Here is an 18,144-nt window from a genome sequence, read left to right as displayed (position 1 = left end):
GTTTTGACTCCGATCGGATTGGAGTATTCACTACCTGACAACCGCATGCAACCGCGGCCCACTCGAAGGAGAGCACCAGATGTCGAACGCCGCGCGCCCCGCAGCCCTGGTCGCCATGTGGCCCGACGTGTTCTCGACGCTCTTCGACGACGCCCGACTGGCCCGGCTCCACGCGCTGTGCGAGGTCCGCGACGACGAGACCACCGGCGACCTCGACGACCCGGCGCTCGCCGCACGGCTCGCTGAGGTCGAGGTGCTCATCACCTCGTGGGGCACCCCGCCGCTCACGGCGGAGCGGCTCGACCGCATGCCCCGGCTGCGCGCGGTCTTCCACTGCGCCGGCACGGTCCGCTCGCTCGTGACCGACGCGGTCTGGGAGCGCGGCATCGTCGTCACCACGGCCGCCGAGGCGAACGCCATCCCGGTCGCCGAGTTCACCTTCGCCTCGATCGTGCTCGCCGGCAAGCGGGCACAGGTCTTCGCCCGCGACCCGCGGGCGCACCGTCGCGAGTGGCGCACCCTGCTCGAGACCACGAACCTGTCCAACCTCGGACGCCGGGTGGGCGTCGTCGGCTTCTCGCGCATCGGCCGTCGCGTCGTCGCCCTGCTCCAGCAGCTCGACGCGGTCGAGGTGCTCGTCGCCGACCCCTACGCCGACGCCACGGCCGTCGCCGCGGCCGGAGCCCGACTCGTCCCGCTCGACGAACTCCTGCCGAACGTCGACGTGCTCTCGCTGCATGCCCCGGAGCTCCCGGAGACGAAGCGCATGATCGGGGCTGCCCAGCTCGCGGCGCTCCCGGACGGCGCCACGGTGATCAACACGGCCCGCGGGAGCCTCCTCGACACCGACGCCCTCGCGGCGGAGTGCGCGAGCGGGCGCCTCGACGCGATCCTCGACGTCACCGACCCGGAACCGCTGCCCGTGCACTCGCCGCTGCTCGACCTCCCGAACGTCTCGATCACCCCGCACATCGCGGGCTCCCTCGGCCGGGAGACGCTGCGCATGACGGACGCGGCGCTCGACGACCTGGAGCGGTTCCTCAACGGCGAGGACCCGCGCGAAGCCGTCCGGGTCGCCGACCTGGGGGTGAGCGCCTGATGGTCGCGCTCCTGACCGCCAGGGCGTCGGAGACACTCGCCCTGGACCGCACCCTGTCACCGTCGACCGGCTGGACGCGCAGGCACTGGGAGGACCTCGCGGACCGGCTGCTCGGCGGTGCCGAACCCTTCACCTCGCCCCGTCGTGCTCGCATCCTGTTCCCGGGTGCGCCAGGCGGCTACGGCTCCGACATCGACGGACTGGAGGGGTTCGCGCGGACGTTCATGCTCGCCGCCTTCCGCATCGCCGGTGACCCCGCACGGACCGGCGACCTCGTCGAGCGCTACGCCGCCGGCCTCGCGGCGGGCACCGACCCGGACTCCCCGGAGCGGTGGCCGCGGCCGGACGAGGTCGACCAGGCCAAGGTCGAGGCCGCAGCCATCGCGATCGGACTCCACCTCACCCGTGCCGAACTGTGGGACCGTCTCGACGACCGGACCAAGCGCACGACGATCGACTGGCTCGCCACCGTCATCGGCCAGCCGTACCCGCCCATCAACTGGGTGTGGTTCCGCATCGTCGTCGAGGAGTTCCTGCGCACGGTCGGTGGCCCGTTCTCGGAAGCGGACCTCGAGGAGGACCTCGCGATCGCGGACGGTTTCTTCCGCGAGGACGGTTGGTTCGCCGACGGCGGCACGCGCGCCTACGACCACTACACCGGGTGGGCGCTCCACCTCTATCCGGTGCTGTGGCGCACGATGCTCGCGCCGGGCCACCCGCATCAGGCACGCCTCGACCGCTACGACGCCCACCTCGACCGCTACCTGGAGGACGCCGTCACGCTCGTCGGCGCGAACGGTTCGCCGCTCGTCCAGGGGCGGAGTCTCATCTACCGCTTCGCCGCCGCCGCGCCGTTCTGGGCCGGTGCGATGGCCGGATCGACCGCGCTCTCGCCGGGACTCATCCGTCGGGCGGCCAGTGGTGTCGTGTCGCACTTCGACGCCGCTGGAGCCCCCGACGACCGCGGGATCCTGACGCTCGGCTGGCACCAGGAGTGGCGGCAGCTCGCACAGTCCTACTCCGGCCCCGGTTCGCCCTACTGGGCGTCGAAGGGCATGCTCGGGCTCGCGCTCCGGGCCGACCATCCGGTGTGGACGGCCATCGAGGAACCACTGCCGATCGAGCGGGGCGACGTCCTCCGCACCGTCGTCGCCCCGGGGTGGATCGTCAGCGGGACGACCGCCGACGGTGTCGTCCGCGTCGTCAACCACGGGACGGACCACGCGAACGACGGCGTCGCCCAACGCGATGCCCCGCTGTACGCACGCCTCGGCTATTCGACGGCGACCGCGCCGGTGCTCTCCGCCGATGCCCGCGACCCGTTCGACGGATCGGTGGTACTCCTGGACGCCGAGGGTGTCCCGAGTCACCGTTCCGGGTTCACCAGAGGTGGGCTGACGACGCTGCCGACCTCCGACGGGTCGGCCACCGGTCGGGCGACGTCCTCGGGTCTCGCCCGCTGGATCGACGCCGACGCCGACGGCCCGGACCACGGGCACGGCCACGCGGCGGACCGGACCCGCGCCGGCGCGCGGATCCACCTCTGCTCGGCCGTCCGTGGGCCCTGGGAGGTGCGGTTCGTCCGCGTCGTCCCGGGCGCGGGCGACGAGGTCCCCCTCGGCGCATTGCGTGTCGGCGGGTGGACCGTCAGCGGTCGTGACCTGGCCGTCGCCACCGACCCGACCTCGGCGGTCGCCGTCGCCGACGGTGTGCGTTCGGCCGTCGTCGCGCTCCCGGACGAGCACGACCCGCTCCCGACCGTCGCGCTCCGGTCGGGTGTCCGCGACCTCGACGACGCCACCCCGCTCGGACCGCGCTCGGGCACGCCGTGGTGCGAGACCGACGGACCCGTCCGCACGGACCACTGGCACGCGTTCGCGCTCCTCCTGGACGGCGCCACGCAGCCGGGCGTCGACGCCCCGGCGATCGCGGGCGTCGCCGGGTCCACCGCCCGCACCATCACCTGGCCGGACGGGGCGACGACCTCGCTCGACCTGCCCGCGTCGCACTGACGCGCACCGACCGCTCCACCCCGCAGCATCCCGTCCCACCAGCACCGCCATCACCACCGACAGCACCACTACTCACCGAGGAGCATCCGCAATGAAGCGACCCATCCTGACCATCTCCGCGATCGCCGCAGCAGCCGGCCTCGCCCTCACCGGCTGCTCGGGTGCAGGCTCCGCCCAGCAGGACGAGGACGGCCCTGTCACGCTCAGCGTCTCCGTCTGGAACTACGACCAGACGCCCGAGTTCAAGGCGCTCTTCGACGCCTTCGAGGCCGAGCACCCCGACATCACGATCGAGCCCGTCGACATCCTCGCCGACGACTACTCCGACAAGGTCACGACGATGCTCGCGGGCGGCGACAAGACCGACGTCCTCACCATGAAGAACGTGACCGACTACGCGCGCTACGCGAACCGTGGCCAGCTCGTCGACGTGGGCGACGTCGTCGACGACATCGGCGCGGACAAGCTCGCCGGGATCGAGCCGTTCGCCCTCGACGACACCTACTACGCGGCGCCGTACCGTCAGGACTTCTGGCTGCTGTACTACAACAAGGCCATCTTCGATGCGGCCGGCATCGAGCACCCCGACAACCTCACCTGGGACGAGTACGCGGACATCGCGGCGAAGCTCACCTCGGGCGACGGCGACTCCAAGGTCTACGGCACGTACAACCACTACTGGCGCTCCGTCGTCCAGTCGATCGCCGCAGCCCAGACCGGCGGCGACCTGATCAGCGGCGACTACGGCTTCATGCAGGACCAGTACGACCTCACCCTCGACCTGCAGGAGAAGGGCTACGCGCTCGACTACGGCACGGCGAAGACCCAGCAGATCAGCTACCGCACGATGTTCGAAACCGGCAAGGCCGCGATGATGCCGATGGGCACCTGGTACATCGCGGGCATCGCGCAGTCCATCGAGACGGGCGCGACCGACGTCGACTGGGGTGTCGCGCAGATGCCGCAGCTCAAGTCCGGTGAGGAGACGGTGACGTTCGGTTCGCCGACCGCGTTCGCCGTCAACAAGAACTCCACGCACCAGGCTGCGGCGAAGACCTTCCTGGAGTTCGCCGCGAGTGAGGCGGGCGCCAAGGCCATCGCCGCGATCGGTGTCGTCCCCGCGTACCAGTCCGACGACGTCACCGCGGCGTTCACGGCCCTCCCGACCGACGACCTCTCGGTCAAGGCGTTCCAGGAGCCGAAGGACGTCGTGCTCGAGATGCCCGTGAGCGAGTACTCCTCCGACGTCAGCTCGATCCTCGACGAGGAGCACGACCTCATCATGGTCGGCGAGTCGAAGGTCGACGACGCCATCACGAAGATGCAGGACCGCGTCAAGAACGACGTCCTCGTCGACTAGCCGCGATCGCGGGGTCGGCCCGCCCGGCCCCGCGATCCCCGCGTCCACCCGGCGCGTCCCCACCGACCCAGCACCACCATCCTCGAAAGGCTCGTCATGGCGATCGCAGCCCCACCGCAACGCACCCGCTCCAGCAGCCGCGTCCGCAGGAATGCGCTCGTCGGTTGGAGCTTCATCCTGCCGAACTTCATCGGCTTCGCGCTCCTGACCCTCATCCCGATGTGCGCGGCGTTCGTCATCGCGTTCATGAAGTGGGACTCGTACTCACCGCCCGAGTGGGTCGGGTTCGCGAACTTCGCCCGCATGATGCGTGACGAGTCCTTCTGGATCGCACTCGGCAACACCGCCTACTACGCGGCCGGCCACATCCCGCTCACGATCCTCGCGTCGCTCGGCCTGGCACTGCTCCTCAACCGCAAGCTCCGCGGCCTCGGCTTCTTCCGCACCGCGATGTTCTTCCCGTACATCACCTCGCTCGTCGCCGTCGCGGTCGTGTGGAACATGCTCTTCAACCCGACCGCCGGCCCGATCAACCAGTTCCTCGAGCTCATCGGTGTCGCCGACCCGCCCGGCTGGACGACGAGCTCCGCGTGGGCGATGCCCGCCGTGATCATCACGAGCGTGTGGCGCGACATGGGCTACTACATGGTGCTCTACCTCGCGGGGCTCCAAGCGATCCCGCAGGAGTACTACGAGGCCGCCGAGGTCGACGGTGCGAACGCCTGGCAGCGGTTCTGGAACATCACGATCCCGTCACTGCGTCCGACGACGTTCTTCGTCCTCATCATGGTGACGATCGCGAGCTTCAAGGTGTTCGACCTCATCGTCGTCATGACGGGAGGTGGCCCAGGCCGGTCCACGCTCGTCCTCTCGCAGCTCATCTACCGCGAGGGCATCACCGAGAACCGCTTCGGATACTCCTCGGCGATCTCGCTCGTGCTGTTCATCATCGTGCTCGTCTTCACCGTCGTCCAGTTCAAGCTGCAGCAGAGGAAGGAACGCTGATGTCGACCAGCGCCACCACGCGTGCCTCGTCCACGGTCCCGTCGTCGGCGGACGTCGCGATCGCCGAGGTCACCGACGCCATCACCCCACCCGTGCTGCCCGGGGCTGGAGGCAAGCGCACCCGGGTGCGCCGCCACGGTCCGATCTCGCCGCTGCGCCGCGTGCTCATCTACGTGATGCTCACCGTGCTGACCGCGATCATCTTCGTCCCGTTCTTCTGGATGGTCTCGTCGTCGCTCAAGCAGAACAACGAGGTGTTCTCGATCCCCGTCCAGTGGATCCCCACCGAGTTCGTCTGGCAGAACTACGTCGACATCTGGACCCGCATCCCGATGCTGACCTACCTCAAGAACTCGCTGTTCCTGTCGGTCACCATCACGATCCTGCAGGTGCTCACCGGGAGCTTCGCCGCCTACGGCTTCTCGAAGATGCACTTCAAGGGACGTGACGTCCTGTTCGTCGCCTACATCGCGACGATCGCCGTGCCGTGGCAGGCCTACATGATCCCGCAGTACATCATGATGCAGAACGCCGGCCTCGTGAACACGCACCTCTCGATCATCCTGCTGCAGGCGTTCGGCGCCTTCGGGGTGTTCCTTATGCGGCAGTACTACCTGACCATCCCCGACGAACTGAGCGAGGCCGCCCGCATCGACGGCCTCAACGAGTACGCGATCTGGTGGCGGATCATCCTGCCGCTCACGAAGCCGGCGCTCGCGAGTCTCGCGCTGCTGACCTTCGTCTCCACCTGGAACGACTACATGGGTCCGTTCATCTACCTGACGAGCAACGACCTCTGGACCGTGCAGCTCGGTCTGCGCTCCTTCGTCGGGCAGTACGACGCCGAGTATGCGCTCATCATGGCCGGGTCCGTCGTCTCCGTCATCCCGATCGTGCTGATCTTCCTCCTCGGCCAGCGCTACTTCATCCAGGGCATCGCGACGAGTGGGATGAAGGGATGAGCGCGGTGACCGAGCGGCGCGCGGACAGCCGTGCCGGTGGCGTGCGCGGGCTGCTGCAGCCGCGCCGGGAGACCTTCGAGTCGGTCTTCGGCGTCGTGTACCGATCCCTCATGGTCAGCGTCGGCGTCGGGGTCGGCGCGCTCCCGCTGGCGGCCGCGATCGTCCTCGTCGCCGAGCCGCTCGCGAGCTGGCCGTTCCTGCTGCTGTGCTCGCTCCCGCTGGGCCCCGCCTTCGCCGCCGGCTGCTGGTCGTTCCAGCGGTCGCGCGACGCCGCCGACACCGGGCCGCTCCGCGAGGTGGGCATCGGCCTCCTGCGGACCTGGCGTCCGGCGCTCGCCGTGTGGTCGCTCGTGTGTGCGCTCACGTTCGTCGTCGTGATCGACATCGTCGCGGTGTGGGGGACGCCGTTCGCGATGCTGCTCGGGCCGCTGCTCGTCGTCGTGCTGCTGCTCGCGGTCGTCGCAGCTTTCGGCGTGTTCGCCGGGCTGGCGGCTGCTCCGGGCCTGCGGTTCCGGGCCCAGCTGCTCGGCGGGCTCGTCCGGACCGTCCGTCGGCCAGGCACCTCACTCCTGTCCCTCGTGCTCCTGGTCGCCTGGGCACTCATCGTCCTCGCACAACCGGTGCTCGGGCTCCTCGCCCTCGGCGGTTTCGTCCTCTACGCGGTCTGGAGCAACGCCGCAGCGGCGCTCGCAGACTGACGACCCGGATTGTCGGGCGCTCGGGCCCGTTGAGTGGTTGGATCGATGCATGGGCGAGCACAGGGGTCACGGGCACAGCGGTCAGCGGACACTCACCACCAGCGGATGGCACGACTTCTGGGCGAAGGGCGGCATCGGGCGGGCGTTCCTGCTGGCGATCGTCTACCTGGCCCTGTACCTCGGAGCCGGCTGGGTCGTCGGGCAGCTCTTCGGCTCGCAGATCGGCGAGGACATCTTCGCGACCCCGCAGAGCGTGTTCTTCGGGCTCATGCTGCCGCTCATCGTCGGCTCGGTCCTCTCGATCGCCTTCGTCCTGTCGGTCGGCTGGTTCCGGGAGCTCTTCGCGAAGCAGCCGATCCGGGGACGCTGGTGGATGTGGGCCGCTCCGATCGTGATCCTCGCCGCGGTCGTCCTGCGGTTGCTCGGCATCGACTACGGGAGCTACGAGGGTTCCGTGGTCGTGGTCGCGATGCTGTCCGGCGTGTTCATCGGGTTCGCCGAGGAGATCCTGACCCGCGGACTCGTCGTGAAGATGCTGCGCGACGCCGGAAGTTCGGAGTGGATCGTGATGGTGATCTCCTCACTGGTCTTCGCGCTGCTGCACGCCTCCAACCTCCTGTCGGGCCAACCGGTCACGACCGTGCTCGTGACCGTCGTCTACACCTTCGGATTCGGCGTGTGCATGTACCTGACGCTCCGGGTGACCGGCAACCTCATCTGGCCGATCCTGATCCACGGACTCTACGACCCGACGCTCTTCCTCTCGACCGGTGGGATCGACCACGCGGGAGCGGCCGCCGGTCAGAGCGTGTTCCTGGCGATCGCCGGTCCAGCCAATCTGCTCATCATGCTCGTGGCCGTGATCGGCTTGATCTTCGTCCGTGGGCACGTGCAGGCCCACCCGGCCGACGACGTGCTGCGACCCTGAAGTCCACGGGACATTCGTCCCGAACGTCGAGCGTCCGAAGACCGATGCTTGACGACGGACGATGATCCTCCTGACTCGGGAGCGGCTCGAGGCATGGACATGCGCCCACGATGAAGTGAGGGAACATGCGAACCATCTCGAAACCGCTCGCCGTCCTCGCGGTCCTCGCGACCGTCGGCCTGCTGAGTGGGTGTGCGAACGGGGCGTCGACGTCCGGCTCGGGCTCGAGCTCCGACGGGTCGAGCGCGTCGATCGGACTCCTGCTCCCGGACTCCGTGACCGCGCGCTATGAGAGCGCCGACAAGCCGTACTTCGAGGCCAAGGTCACCGACCTCTGCCCGAAGTGCAAGGTGCTCTACAGCAACGCCGACGGTGACGCGGCGAAGCAGCAGCAGCAGGCTGAGTCGATGCTGACGCAGGGCGTGAAGGTGCTCGTCCTCGATCCGTTCGACGGCGAGGCGGCGGTCGCGATCGTCAACGAGGCCAAGGCCAAGAACGTGCCGGTCATCTCCTACGACCGGCTGATCAACAGCGGCGACATCGCCGCCTACGTCTCGTTCGACAACGAGAAGGTCGGTGAGCTGCAAGGACAAGCGCTCGTCGACAAGCTGAAGAAGGACGGTGTCGCGGCGGGCGCCGGAATCCTCATGGTCAACGGCTCGCCCACCGATAACAACGCCTCGCAGTTCAAGGCCGGAGCCCACAAGATCATCGATCCGAGCGGGTACAAGGTCCTCGCCGAGTACGACACACCAGGATGGGATCCACAGAAGGCCCAGGACTGGGTCGCCGGCCAGATCACCCAGTTCGGCAACCAGATCACCGGTCTCTACGCGGCCAACGACGGCACCGCGGGTGGTGCGATCGCCGCGCTCAACGCAGCCGGGACGACCCCGCTGCCTCCGGTGACCGGTCAGGACGCCGAACTCGCGGGGATCCAGCGGATCCTCGCCGGTGAGCAGTACATGACGGTCTACAAGGCGCTGAAGCCCGAGGCGGAGCAGGCGGCGCAACTCGCGGTCGACCTCGCCAACGGCAAGAAGGTGACGGGTGACACGACCGTCAAGACCGCTGGTGGCGCTGAGGTCCAGTCGTTCCTGCTGACCCCGGTCGCGGTCACGGTGGACACCATCCAGAGCACCGTGGTGAAGGACAAGTTCTACACGGTCGCCGACATCTGCACCGCGGCCTACAAGACGGCCTGCGACGCCGCCGGTATCAAGTAGCCGAACCGCCGATCGCTGTCGGACTGCGCCCCGGATCCCGGGCCGTGGTCCGACAGCGTCCCACCCGAGGAAGCGTGGCCACGATGCCCGAACCTGTTCTCCAGCTCCGCGGCGTCTCGAAGCGATTCGGGGCCGTCCAAGCGCTCACCGACGTCGACCTCGACATCGCACCCGGCGAGGTCGTCGCGATCGTCGGTGACAACGGCGCCGGCAAGTCGACGCTCGTCAAGATCCTGGCGGGTGTGCATCCCGCCGATGACGGCGTGATCTCCTTCGAGGGTCGACCCGTGTCGATCACGTCCCCGACTGCATCCCGGGCACTCGGCATCGCGACGGTCTTCCAGGACCTCGCCCTGTGCGACAACCTCGACGTGGTCTCCAACCTGTTCCTGGGGCGGGAGATCGGCGGCTTCACGCTCGACGAGGAGGAGATGGAGATGCGGTCGTGGACGCTGCTGCGGCAGCTGTCCGCCAAGATCCCGTCCGTTCGGATCCCCATCGCGGCGCTCTCCGGCGGCCAGCGGCAGACGGTCGCGATCGCGCGTTCGCTCGTCGGTGATCCGCGGATCGTCATCCTCGACGAACCGACCGCGGCGCTGGGGGTCGCGCAGACGGCCGAAGTGCTGAACCTCGTCGAACGCCTCCGTGACCTCGGCCACGGCGTCGTACTCATCAGCCACAGCATGGTCGACGTGCAGGCGGTCGCTGACCGGGTCGTGGTACTCCGGCTCGGTCGCAACAACGGCGACTTCCGGATCGCCGACGTGACCTCGGAGGACATCATCGCCGCGATCACCGGAGCGACCGACAACGCGGTCACGCGCCGCGCGAGCGCCCAGCACAGAACGGAAGCCTGAACATGGACGCTTCGACGCCTCCGACCGCGCCCGCCGACGGCGGCGGTCCTGCCGCGCTCGCCGGACAGCCGGTCGTACCCGCCAGCGACACGACCTCCATCATCGTCCCGCGGTCCCGCCTCGGGCGGCTCCGCGGCGGCGACCTCGGCGCGCTCCCCGTGGTCATCGGACTCGTGGTCATCTGGCTGGTCTTCCAGCTGCTCAACCCGAACTTCCTCTCCGCGAACAACCTCGTCAACCTCACCCTGCAGTGCGCGGCGGTCGGAACGATCGCCATCGGCATCGTGCTCGTGCTCCTGCTCGGCCAGATCGACCTCTCGGTCGGCTCCGTCAGCGGGCTCGCCGCGGCGATCCTCGGTGCGGGGCTCACCCAGGCCGGCTGGAGCCTGTGGCTGGCGATCATCGTCGCCCTGGTGGCCGGTGTGCTCATCGGGCTGCTGTACGGGCTGCTGTTCACCCGGTTCGGCGTGCCGAGCTTCGTGATCACCCTCGCAGGATTGCTCGGTTTCCTCGGGCTCCAACTCCTCGTGCTCGGCCCGAACGGGTCGATCAACATCCCCTACGACTCGCCCATCGTGCAGTTCGCCCAGAGCTGGTTCCTGCCGCCCTGGCTGGCGTACCTCCTCGTGGCGCTCTCCGGTGGCTCGATCATCGTGAGCGGCGTGCTCCGCTCCCGCCGGCGTCGCGAGGCGGGCCTGCCGGCCGGCGCGCTCGTGTCCTCCGTCATCCGGGGTGCGGTCGTCGTCGTCCTGGGGGCGGTGGTCGTCGCCTACCTGGCCACCGACCGTGGTGTCGGCGCGATGTTCGTCCTCTTCGTCGTGCTCGTGATGATCATGAACTTCATGCTCTCGCGGACGAAGTGGGGACGGTCGGTGTACGCGGTCGGCGGTTCGGTCGAGGCTGCCCGGCGAGCGGGGATCCGGGTGAACCGCATCTACATCTCGGTGTTCATCCTGTGCTCGACGTTCGCCGTCGTCGGCGGACTCCTCGCAGCCGCCAGGCTCACGTCGGCCAGCCTGAGCAGTGGTGGAGGCGACACCAACCTCAATGCGATCGCTGCAGCCGTGATCGGCGGCACGAGCCTGTTCGGCGGGCGCGGTTCGGCCTGGTCGGCGCTGCTCGGGATCATCGTGATCCAGTCGATCTCGAACGGCCTGACGCTCTTGAACCTGGATTCCTCCATCCGCTACATGATCACGGGCGCGGTCCTCCTGCTCGCCGTGATCGTCGATTCGCTGTCCCGGCGTTCCCGCCAGAGTCACGGACAGGCCTGACTCGGGTCGCGGTGCAGGCCTCGATCGAGCTGCCGACGTCGTGGTCACTGTGGATCGGGGCGATCACCTGAGTCCATTCGCGGCCGGGGAGAGTATGCTGCTGCCGAAATCGATCCGTACCCGTTGCGTTTCGTGTCCGGCGCCAGTGCGGTCGCGAGCCGCCGAGCCGCCGGGGGTGGCCTGTGCATCACGCGAACGGAGGCGCGGAATCGTCGCGCATCCGCGTGTTCGTCCTCGACGACCACGAGACGATCCGGCGAGGGGTCGCCGAGATCCTCCGCGCCGATCCGCAGATGGACCTCGTCGGTGAGGCGGCGACGGCCGCGGAGGCTCGCCGACGCATCGTCGCGACGACTCCCGATGTCGCGCTCCTCGACGTCCATCTGCCGGACGGCAACGGGATCGACGTCTGTCGCGACATGATCACCGCAGTCCCGGGCATCCGCTGCCTGATGTTCACCGCCTACGACGAGGAGCCGGCCATGCGGGCCTCGGTCGTCGCAGGGGCCGCCGGATTCGTCTCGAAGACGATCCACGGCGACGCCCTCCTCCGGGCGATCCACGACGTGGCGGCCGGACGGCCGGTGTCCTCGCCCGAGGCGCGTCGGACGGCCGTGATCCAGCTCACGCCACCGGCGGTCCACGGCATCGCCGAGTCGACGCTGGGCCTCCGTGAGCAACAGATCCTGCGGCTGATCGCCGAGGGACACACCAACCGCCAGATCGGCGAACGGCTCGGTCTCGCGGAGAAGACCATCCGGAACAACGTCTCGTCACTGCTGATGAAGCTCGGCTTCGAGCGGCGCACACAGGCCGCGGTCTTCGAGGCCGACCGTCGCCACCCCGCACACTGATTCGCCGGGAACTGCGCGTTCTCGCGCCTGAACCGTGCAGTTCCGGGCGACTCGGCGGGCGCCGCCAGCTAGCCTTGGCGGGATGACCACCGAGCGGCAGTACCCGGCCACGATCGCCGCGCCGGTCGAGCACGAACTCGTGGTCAAGAAGTCGCGCTTCCTCGGCCTCGCGCATCCGGTCGCCTCCCCGGAGGAGGCCGAAGCGGTCATCGCGCGGGTGAAGAAGCAGGCGTGGGACGCGCGACACCACTGCGTCGCGATGGTCACGGGCCTGCTCGGCGACCAGGCCCGCTCGTCCGACGACGGTGAACCGTCCGGCACGGCGGGGATGCCGATCCTCGAGGTCATCCGGCGGCGCGAGCTGACGGACGTGGTCGTCGTCGTCACGCGGTACTTCGGCGGCGTCAAGCTCGGGGCGGGCGGTCTCGTCCGTGCGTACTCGTCCGCGGCCTCCGAGACGCTCGACCTCGCCGCGCTCGTGCGCCGTGACACGCTGACCCGCGCGACCCTCGTCGTCCCGCACGCCGACGCCGGGCGGTACGACAACCTGCTGCGCGATTGGGCCGGCAGCCACGGCGCGACGCTCGGCGATCAGACCTACGGGGCGCAGGCGGAGCTGGAACTGTGGGTACCGCCGTCGGAGCTGGAGCGGCTCCAGGCTGACGTCGCGTCGGCCTCCAACGGTTCGCTCGCCGTGGCCGTCGGGGAGGAACGCGTCGTCGACGTCCCGGTGCCTCGCTGAGCTGCCCGGATCTGCACGGAATCAGCCGGATGCTGAGCAGATCCGGGCGACTCAGGGGAACGTGCGGTCCCGATAGGGTCGGACCATGCACACCGACGTGACCCGCATCGACGGGCTTCCCGACCTCGCCTGGACCTCGACCCCCGGAATCGCATCGTTCGACGCCGATGCCGGAGCGCTCACCCTCACCTCCGCCGCCGGCGTCGACTGGAGCAACAGCTCGCTCGGTGGGCCGCGTGAGCTGCGTGCCACGGCGCTCGCCTTCGACGCACCCGACCACTTCACGCTCTCGGCGCGGGTCGCGGTCGTGAGTGAGCGCAGCACCTTCGACGCCGGTGCCCTCGCACTCTGGATCGACGACGAGCACTGGGCCAAGCTCTGCTTCGAGCAGTCGCCGCAGGGACAGGCGATGGTGGTGAGTGTCGTGACGAACACCTGGTCGGACGACGTGAACTCGACGCACGTCACGGCCGACCACGTGTGGATGCGCGTCAGTCGCCGCGGTGAGGCCTGGGCGTTCCACAGCTCGACCGACGGTGTCACGTGGGACTTCGTCCGCGTCTTCCGTCTGCACAGCGACGCTCCGGTGCGCGTCGGCTTCCTCTCGCAGGCGCCGGTCGGTCCACCCTGTGAGGCGCGGTTCGACGAGATCGCGTTCGGTGCGGCACCCCCGACGGACCTTCGCGACGGGAGCTGACCCCCGCTGAGTTGCCTGGAATTGCACGGAAACCGGCGGTACGTGTGTAGTTCCGGGCGACCCAGCGCAAGGGAAGCTTGACGTATCGGAACCTATCTTCCTAAAGTGGCTCCATGGCACGCAGACGACCCGGTACGCTCTTCCCGCTCGAGCTCGACATCCTCGACGTCGGCACCGTGTTGCAGTCGACCGAGGGGAGCTTCTACGGGTTCGCCCTCGCGAAGCAGCTCGCCGAAGCCGGGGACGCCGCCCTCACCGCGCACGGCACGCTCTACAAGGCCCTGTCGCGGATGGCGGACGCCGGCCTGATCGAGGCGACGTGGGAGGACCCAGAGGTCGCGGAGGCGGATGGCCGCCCCCGTCGACGGCTGTACCGGATCACGGGTGAAGGCGCGACGGCCCGGGATCGGGAGCACGCGAGGATCGCCGGTGAGCAGGCCGCTTCGGCGAGGCCGGCGGGTGCGGCGTGGACGCAGGGGGCGATCGCATGACCGCCATTCGGACGCCGGAGTACCGCACGGCCGCCCACCGGGTCCTGAACTGGTGCGGGTGGTACACCCGCGACCTCTCGCCCGAGGTCGCCGGAGAGCGCCGCGACGAGATCGCGTCCGACTTGCACGAGCACGCCGTCTGGGCACAGGAGGCGGGCGTCACGCCGCAGCGCTTGCGGCGCGACATCATGCTGCGGGCCATCCGCGGGATCCCGCACGACCTCTCGTGGCGCTCCGGGCAGTTGCGCGCGGGCCATGGCGTCGATCCGATGCCGCTCGGCATGCGGCGGGCCGGTGACGTCCTCGCAGCCCTCGTGGTGACGGGCGGCGTCCTGGTCACCGGAGCAGCGCTGTTCCTCCTCGTCCGCATCCTCCGTGCGCTCGTCATCGGCGACGTCGTCGAGGTCCCGTCGGGCGCGCTCGGAGTGGCGATCGCCGCGGTCCTGGGCGTGGTCGGGCTCGTGCTGTCGCTGCGGCGACGCAGTCGGTGGCTCGGCGCGGGGCTCCTGGCGCCCGCAGCGGTCCTCATCGGCGTGCTCGCGGGCGACATCATGTATCGCGTCAGCGCGACCGGCGTGCTCATCGTGTCCCGCCTGAGCTCGCAGGGCGCCGGGCTCGAACCGTGGTGGGTGATGAGTGTGGCGATCGGCGCGGGTGCTGCGCTCGGGTTCATCGGAGCCGCGGTGTGGTGGTGGCCGGGGGGTCGCCGGACGACGGAACGGGACGCAGCGGCGTCGGTGCAGGGGGAGACGGCATGAGCGCGAACGAGCTCCACGACCGGCCGGACGCTGCGCAGGAGGCGGTACCCGTCCGCCGGAGTCCCGGAACACTCCGTCGACGGATCGGGCTCGGCATCGCGATGAGCGGGGTGCTCGCGGTGGCAGCGGGCGGCGTGTTCATCGGGGTGTCGAACGCCCAGGCGGCAGCTGACGACGCACGATCCCTCGAAGCGGTCGCCGAAGCCGCCGCGTCGCTCGACGACCTCCCACCGGTCGAACCCGTGGTGCCCGCGGATCCGGCAGCGACGCCGGACGCCGGCGAACCCGTCTCGCCGGCGTCCGGCGTCGACTACTCGCAGACGCCGGAGGGCTGGTACGACGCCACCACCGACCCGGCGTCCATTGTGATCCCGCCGACCAACGAGTGGGGTGAGGCGAACAACGGGATCTGGGAGGCACAGCAGCAGATCATCGCGACGTGCATGGCTGATCAGGGGTTCTGGTACGCCTGGACGAACAATCGTGCGCTGCTCGACCCCGAACGGCCAACGATGATCCTCTCCGAAGACGGCCCGGCGGCGGAGTTGGCGGAGTACGGCGACACCCCGCTCGGCGACGCCTACGACTGGACTCGTGCAGGGTGCCACGGCTACGCCGTCCACGTCACCGGGATGGACGACGCCAACTGACGGAGCCGGCGTCCGACGCCGGTGCTAGCGTCGCCCGCATGAGAATCCTGTTGATCGGTGCGAGTGGACATGTCGGACGAGCGGCGCAGGACGCCCTCGCGGAGCGTCACGAGGTGATCGCGGTGTCGCGCTCGACGGCGCCTGCCGTCGACACCACCGATGAGGCGTCGATCGAGGCACTGTTCGCCGAGGTGGGCGAGGTCGACGCGGTCATCGTCGCCGTCGGATCAGTCCCGTTCAAGCCCGTGGAGGAGCTGACCCGCGACGACTACCGCGCGGCCTTCCTCGGCAAGGTGCTCAGCCAGCTCGACGTCGTGCGCATCGGGACCCCGTTCGTCCGCGACGGCGGCTCCTTCACGCTCACGACGGGCATCCTCGCCCGCGAGCCGATCGCGACGGGCGCTGCGGCCTCGATGGCCAACGGAGCGGTCGAGTCCTTCGTGATCGGTGCCGCCCCGGAACTCCCGCGCGGCATCCGCATCAACGCAATCAGCCCCACGGTGCTGGCCGAGGCTACCGGGTACCACGACGCGTTCCCGGGCTTCGCGCCAGTCGCGTCCGACGTGGTCGGCCTCGCGTTCGTCCGTGCCGTCGAGGGGGTCGGCACCGGTCGGGTGCTCGCTCTCGACTGAGCCCTCCCGGCACTCCCGAGGTGAGGCGGATCGTCGTCCGGTCGTCCGCGGAGCGACGATCCGCCTCACCTCAGCCGTGCTCTCGACGCGGTCGAGGCCCCAGCGCTAGGGTCGGCACATGACCCGCCTCCTGCTCAGCATCGCCGTCAGTCTGCTGTCCTCGGCGATCGGGCTGCTCGTCGCCGACTGGGTCGTGCCCGGCGTCCGTCTGTCGCTCGGTGGCTTCATCATCGCCGTCGTCGTCTTCACGATCGCGCAGGGCGTCCTCGGGCCCTTCATCCTCCGCCTCGCGCGGCGGTACGCCTCGGCGATCCTCGGCGGCATCGGACTGGTGACGACGCTCGTGTCCCTCTTCGTCGCGTCGATCCTCCCCGGCGGTCTCCACATCCGCGGTGTCCTCGCCTGGGTGCTCGCACCGCTGGTGGTGTGGCTGGTCACGGCGCTCGGGAGCTGGATCCTCGGCTGGGCGCTCATCACGCGACGGTTCGGCGACCGGGATGGCGACCGGGGCCGCACGAGCTCGAAGCGGTAGGCGGCTGCGGAGCCCGGAGGGGATCAGCGGCTGGCAGCCAAGGCGGCTGCCAGCTCGACGCGGCTCGCGACGCCGAGCTTCCGCAGGACGTTCGCGATGTGGAACTTGACCGTGTTCTCGCTGATGGTGAGGGTCTCGGCGATCGCCCGGTTCCGTGCTCCTCCGGCGGCCAGCTCGGCCACGCTCCACTCGCGCTCGGTCAGCGCGGCGGCCGAGTCTGCGCGGGTCTGCGTCGCGGGCGGCGGGTCGAGCGGCAGTGTCACGTGCAGCTCCGAGCCCCACCCGGGCGTCGCCTGGACATCGAGGCTGCCGCGGAGGGCGGCGACGCGAGCGCCGAGCTGCTGCACGCTCGGGGTGTCGACGGTCAACTCGCCGGGGCCGTCGTCGCGGATGCCGATGAGCAGGTTGCTGCCGTCGCAGTCCCACTGCACCCGGACCCGCCCGACCGAGGACTGCTCGACGAGCGCGAGGACCGTGCCGCGGACGATCGCCCGTCCGGCGTGCGCCACCTCGCCGGGGAGGGCCCGCCCGTCGACGGGCGGCTCGATGAACTGGACCTCGGGGCCGCCGAAGCGGGCCAGCGGGCGGAGGTCCTCGCGGAGTCTGGCGAAGGCGCGCGCGACCGGTTCCTCGGCCAGCTGGCGGTCGCGGTCGGACACCGCCCGCAGCTCGACCATCGCGGCCGAGGCGATCTCGGTCACCGCAGCACGGGCGTCCTCGGGCGACGTCTGGCGCGACCGGGTGACGGCGAGGATCGACTCCAGCGTCGTCGCGTGGGCGTCGGTGAGTTCCGCGATGGCGCCGGCCCGCTCGCTCGACGCCGCCCGCGAGTCGCGGAGGTAGTCGGGGGCCGCCGTCGCGACCTGCTGGCGGATGCCGGCCGCGACGACCTCCCACAGGGCGCCGACGAGCCGGTCGTCGATCGGACCCTGCGGGTCGGTCAGGACGAGGAGGGCGCCGGTGTCGGCCAACCACGCTGCGATCGGACGTTCCGCGCCTGCGATCACCGCCGACGTCGGCCGGTCGGCGTGTCGTCCGGCATCAGCGAGTGCCGCGGTGACCGGGCCGCGCGGGGTGCGCTGTCGGACGGCGTCGAGCTCGGCGATCGTGACGCCCTCGACGATCGCGGGGTCGCCGGCCTTCTTCCGGGGGCGGCCCGTGCAGTCCTCGGTGAAGATCACGAGCGCGGAATGGGCGACGACCGGCTCGAGGACCTCCCGGAACGCGCCGGCGATGCGGAGCAGCGAGCTGGATGCGACGGAGGCCAGGCCGTCGAGCAGCTCGACCGGGTAGGTGACAGCGCGTTGGATCATGTCCGCACCCTATCCCATCGGTCCGTACCCACCCGTTCGGGTAGGTGGGACCGT

The 18,144-nt window shown here is 69.8% G+C and carries 19 protein-coding genes; 18 read left to right on the top strand and 1 reads right to left on the bottom strand.

What is annotated here, in order from left to right; all coding sequences use genetic code 11:
• Positions 1–79 precede the first annotated feature (79 nt).
• From B9Y95_RS11530 to B9Y95_RS11445, 18 genes are all read left to right on the top strand, one after another.
• Positions 80–1,099 carry a hydroxyacid dehydrogenase gene (locus tag B9Y95_RS11530; RefSeq protein WP_200811395.1) on the top strand — a complete coding sequence of 340 codons (1,020 nt, stop codon included), beginning with the start codon at positions 80–82 and terminating at the stop codon, positions 1,097–1,099.
• A complete protein-coding gene (locus tag B9Y95_RS11525; RefSeq protein ID WP_085512002.1) occupies positions 1,099–3,111 on the top strand; it encodes a DUF2264 domain-containing protein in 2,013 nt (670 codons plus the stop codon). Before B9Y95_RS11530 ends, B9Y95_RS11525 begins: the two co-directional genes overlap by 1 nt.
• 91 nt (positions 3,112–3,202) lie before the next feature.
• The gene (locus tag B9Y95_RS11520) at positions 3,203–4,471 is read left to right on the top strand and encodes an ABC transporter substrate-binding protein (protein ID WP_085512001.1); all 1,269 of its coding nucleotides are present in this window, start codon (positions 3,203–3,205) and stop codon (positions 4,469–4,471) included.
• A 96-nt stretch (positions 4,472–4,567) separates the two neighbouring features.
• Positions 4,568–5,476: a carbohydrate ABC transporter permease gene (locus B9Y95_RS11515; protein ID WP_086472999.1), complete on the top strand. Its 909-nt coding sequence runs from the start codon at positions 4,568–4,570 to the stop codon at positions 5,474–5,476.
• Positions 5,476–6,438 carry a carbohydrate ABC transporter permease gene (locus B9Y95_RS11510; protein ID WP_085512000.1) on the top strand — a complete coding sequence of 321 codons (963 nt, stop codon included), beginning with the start codon at positions 5,476–5,478 and terminating at the stop codon, positions 6,436–6,438. The genes B9Y95_RS11515 and B9Y95_RS11510 overlap by 1 nt, the downstream gene beginning before the upstream one ends.
• Entirely contained in the window at positions 6,435–7,136 is a 702-nt protein-coding gene (locus tag B9Y95_RS20680) for a hypothetical protein (RefSeq protein WP_085511999.1), read from the top strand. Before B9Y95_RS11510 ends, B9Y95_RS20680 begins: the two co-directional genes overlap by 4 nt.
• 49 nt (positions 7,137–7,185) lie before the next feature.
• On the top strand, positions 7,186–8,064 hold the full coding sequence (locus B9Y95_RS11500; protein WP_085511998.1) for a CPBP family intramembrane glutamic endopeptidase: 879 nt from the start codon (positions 7,186–7,188) through the stop codon (positions 8,062–8,064).
• A gap of 125 nt (positions 8,065–8,189) precedes the next feature.
• Entirely contained in the window at positions 8,190–9,290 is a 1,101-nt protein-coding gene (locus B9Y95_RS11495) for an ABC transporter substrate-binding protein (protein ID WP_085511997.1), read from the top strand.
• Between the two features lie 83 nt (positions 9,291–9,373).
• Complete coding sequence (locus B9Y95_RS11490) at positions 9,374–10,147, top strand: ATP-binding cassette domain-containing protein (RefSeq protein WP_085512197.1); 774 nt, start codon at positions 9,374–9,376, stop codon at positions 10,145–10,147.
• Positions 10,148–10,149: 2 nt separating this feature from the next.
• Positions 10,150–11,421 carry a sugar ABC transporter permease gene (locus tag B9Y95_RS11485; protein ID WP_085511996.1) on the top strand — a complete coding sequence of 424 codons (1,272 nt, stop codon included), beginning with the start codon at positions 10,150–10,152 and terminating at the stop codon, positions 11,419–11,421.
• Between the two features lie 182 nt (positions 11,422–11,603).
• On the top strand, positions 11,604–12,275 hold the full coding sequence (locus B9Y95_RS11480; protein WP_200811394.1) for a response regulator: 672 nt from the start codon (positions 11,604–11,606) through the stop codon (positions 12,273–12,275).
• An 82-nt stretch (positions 12,276–12,357) separates the two neighbouring features.
• Positions 12,358–13,017, top strand: a complete 660-nt coding sequence (locus B9Y95_RS11475; protein ID WP_085511995.1) for an IMPACT family protein — start codon at positions 12,358–12,360, stop codon at positions 13,015–13,017.
• An 85-nt stretch (positions 13,018–13,102) separates the two neighbouring features.
• Positions 13,103–13,714: a DUF1349 domain-containing protein gene (locus tag B9Y95_RS11470; protein WP_085511994.1), complete on the top strand. Its 612-nt coding sequence runs from the start codon at positions 13,103–13,105 to the stop codon at positions 13,712–13,714.
• 113 nt (positions 13,715–13,827) lie between these two features.
• Positions 13,828–14,205 carry a PadR family transcriptional regulator gene (locus B9Y95_RS11465; RefSeq protein ID WP_085511993.1) on the top strand — a complete coding sequence of 126 codons (378 nt, stop codon included), beginning with the start codon at positions 13,828–13,830 and terminating at the stop codon, positions 14,203–14,205.
• The gene (locus B9Y95_RS11460) at positions 14,202–14,963 is read left to right on the top strand and encodes a hypothetical protein (RefSeq protein ID WP_085511992.1); all 762 of its coding nucleotides are present in this window, start codon (positions 14,202–14,204) and stop codon (positions 14,961–14,963) included. The genes B9Y95_RS11465 and B9Y95_RS11460 overlap by 4 nt, the downstream gene beginning before the upstream one ends.
• Positions 14,960–15,613, top strand: coding sequence for a hypothetical protein (locus B9Y95_RS11455; protein WP_085511991.1), 654 nt, complete (start codon positions 14,960–14,962; stop codon positions 15,611–15,613). The genes B9Y95_RS11460 and B9Y95_RS11455 overlap by 4 nt, the downstream gene beginning before the upstream one ends.
• A gap of 38 nt (positions 15,614–15,651) precedes the next feature.
• Complete coding sequence (locus tag B9Y95_RS11450) at positions 15,652–16,245, top strand: short chain dehydrogenase (RefSeq protein WP_085511990.1); 594 nt, start codon at positions 15,652–15,654, stop codon at positions 16,243–16,245.
• A gap of 118 nt (positions 16,246–16,363) precedes the next feature.
• The gene (locus B9Y95_RS11445; protein ID WP_085511989.1) at positions 16,364–16,777 is read left to right on the top strand and encodes a phage holin family protein; all 414 of its coding nucleotides are present in this window, start codon (positions 16,364–16,366) and stop codon (positions 16,775–16,777) included.
• A 23-nt stretch (positions 16,778–16,800) separates the two neighbouring features.
• Here the strand turns inward: B9Y95_RS11445 and B9Y95_RS11440 are convergent, their stop codons facing one another.
• Positions 16,801–18,090, bottom strand: coding sequence for a helix-turn-helix transcriptional regulator (locus B9Y95_RS11440; protein ID WP_085511988.1), 1,290 nt, complete (start codon positions 18,088–18,090; stop codon positions 16,801–16,803).
• Positions 18,091–18,144: the final 54 nt, after the last annotated feature.

The sequence above is a fragment of the Plantibacter flavus genome (assembly GCF_900177615.1).
In the GTDB taxonomy this organism is placed as follows: domain Bacteria; phylum Actinomycetota; class Actinomycetes; order Actinomycetales; family Microbacteriaceae; genus Plantibacter; species Plantibacter flavus.
The sequence above is the reverse complement of the archived record's forward strand: the minus strand, read 5'-3'. Positions and strand labels throughout refer to the sequence as shown.

Bases quoted from the DNA above. Each gene is read 5' to 3' on its own strand.
- B9Y95_RS11500 (WP_085511998.1), top strand. From the start codon at position 7,186: ATGGGCGAGCACAGGGGTCACGGGCACAGCGGTCAGCGGACACTCACC.
- B9Y95_RS11525 (WP_085512002.1), top strand. From the start codon at position 1,099: ATGGTCGCGCTCCTGACCGCCAGGGCGTCGGAGACACTCGCCCTGGAC.
- B9Y95_RS11445 (WP_085511989.1), top strand. From the start codon at position 16,364: ATGACCCGCCTCCTGCTCAGCATCGCCGTCAGTCTGCTGTCCTCGGCG.
- B9Y95_RS11475 (WP_085511995.1), top strand. From the start codon at position 12,358: ATGACCACCGAGCGGCAGTACCCGGCCACGATCGCCGCGCCGGTCGAG.
- B9Y95_RS11515 (WP_086472999.1), top strand. From the start codon at position 4,568: ATGGCGATCGCAGCCCCACCGCAACGCACCCGCTCCAGCAGCCGCGTC.
- B9Y95_RS20680 (WP_085511999.1), top strand. From the start codon at position 6,435: ATGAGCGCGGTGACCGAGCGGCGCGCGGACAGCCGTGCCGGTGGCGTG.
- B9Y95_RS11465 (WP_085511993.1), top strand. From the start codon at position 13,828: ATGGCACGCAGACGACCCGGTACGCTCTTCCCGCTCGAGCTCGACATC.
- B9Y95_RS11510 (WP_085512000.1), top strand. From the start codon at position 5,476: ATGTCGACCAGCGCCACCACGCGTGCCTCGTCCACGGTCCCGTCGTCG.
- B9Y95_RS11455 (WP_085511991.1), top strand. From the start codon at position 14,960: ATGAGCGCGAACGAGCTCCACGACCGGCCGGACGCTGCGCAGGAGGCG.
- B9Y95_RS11530 (WP_200811395.1), top strand. From the start codon at position 80: ATGTCGAACGCCGCGCGCCCCGCAGCCCTGGTCGCCATGTGGCCCGAC.
- B9Y95_RS11460 (WP_085511992.1), top strand. From the start codon at position 14,202: ATGACCGCCATTCGGACGCCGGAGTACCGCACGGCCGCCCACCGGGTC.
- B9Y95_RS11440 (WP_085511988.1), bottom strand. From the start codon at position 18,090: ATGATCCAACGCGCTGTCACCTACCCGGTCGAGCTGCTCGACGGCCTG.
- B9Y95_RS11490 (WP_085512197.1), top strand. From the start codon at position 9,374: ATGCCCGAACCTGTTCTCCAGCTCCGCGGCGTCTCGAAGCGATTCGGG.
- B9Y95_RS11470 (WP_085511994.1), top strand. From the start codon at position 13,103: ATGCACACCGACGTGACCCGCATCGACGGGCTTCCCGACCTCGCCTGG.
- B9Y95_RS11520 (WP_085512001.1), top strand. From the start codon at position 3,203: ATGAAGCGACCCATCCTGACCATCTCCGCGATCGCCGCAGCAGCCGGC.
- B9Y95_RS11485 (WP_085511996.1), top strand. From the start codon at position 10,150: ATGGACGCTTCGACGCCTCCGACCGCGCCCGCCGACGGCGGCGGTCCT.
- B9Y95_RS11450 (WP_085511990.1), top strand. From the start codon at position 15,652: ATGAGAATCCTGTTGATCGGTGCGAGTGGACATGTCGGACGAGCGGCG.
- B9Y95_RS11495 (WP_085511997.1), top strand. From the start codon at position 8,190: ATGCGAACCATCTCGAAACCGCTCGCCGTCCTCGCGGTCCTCGCGACC.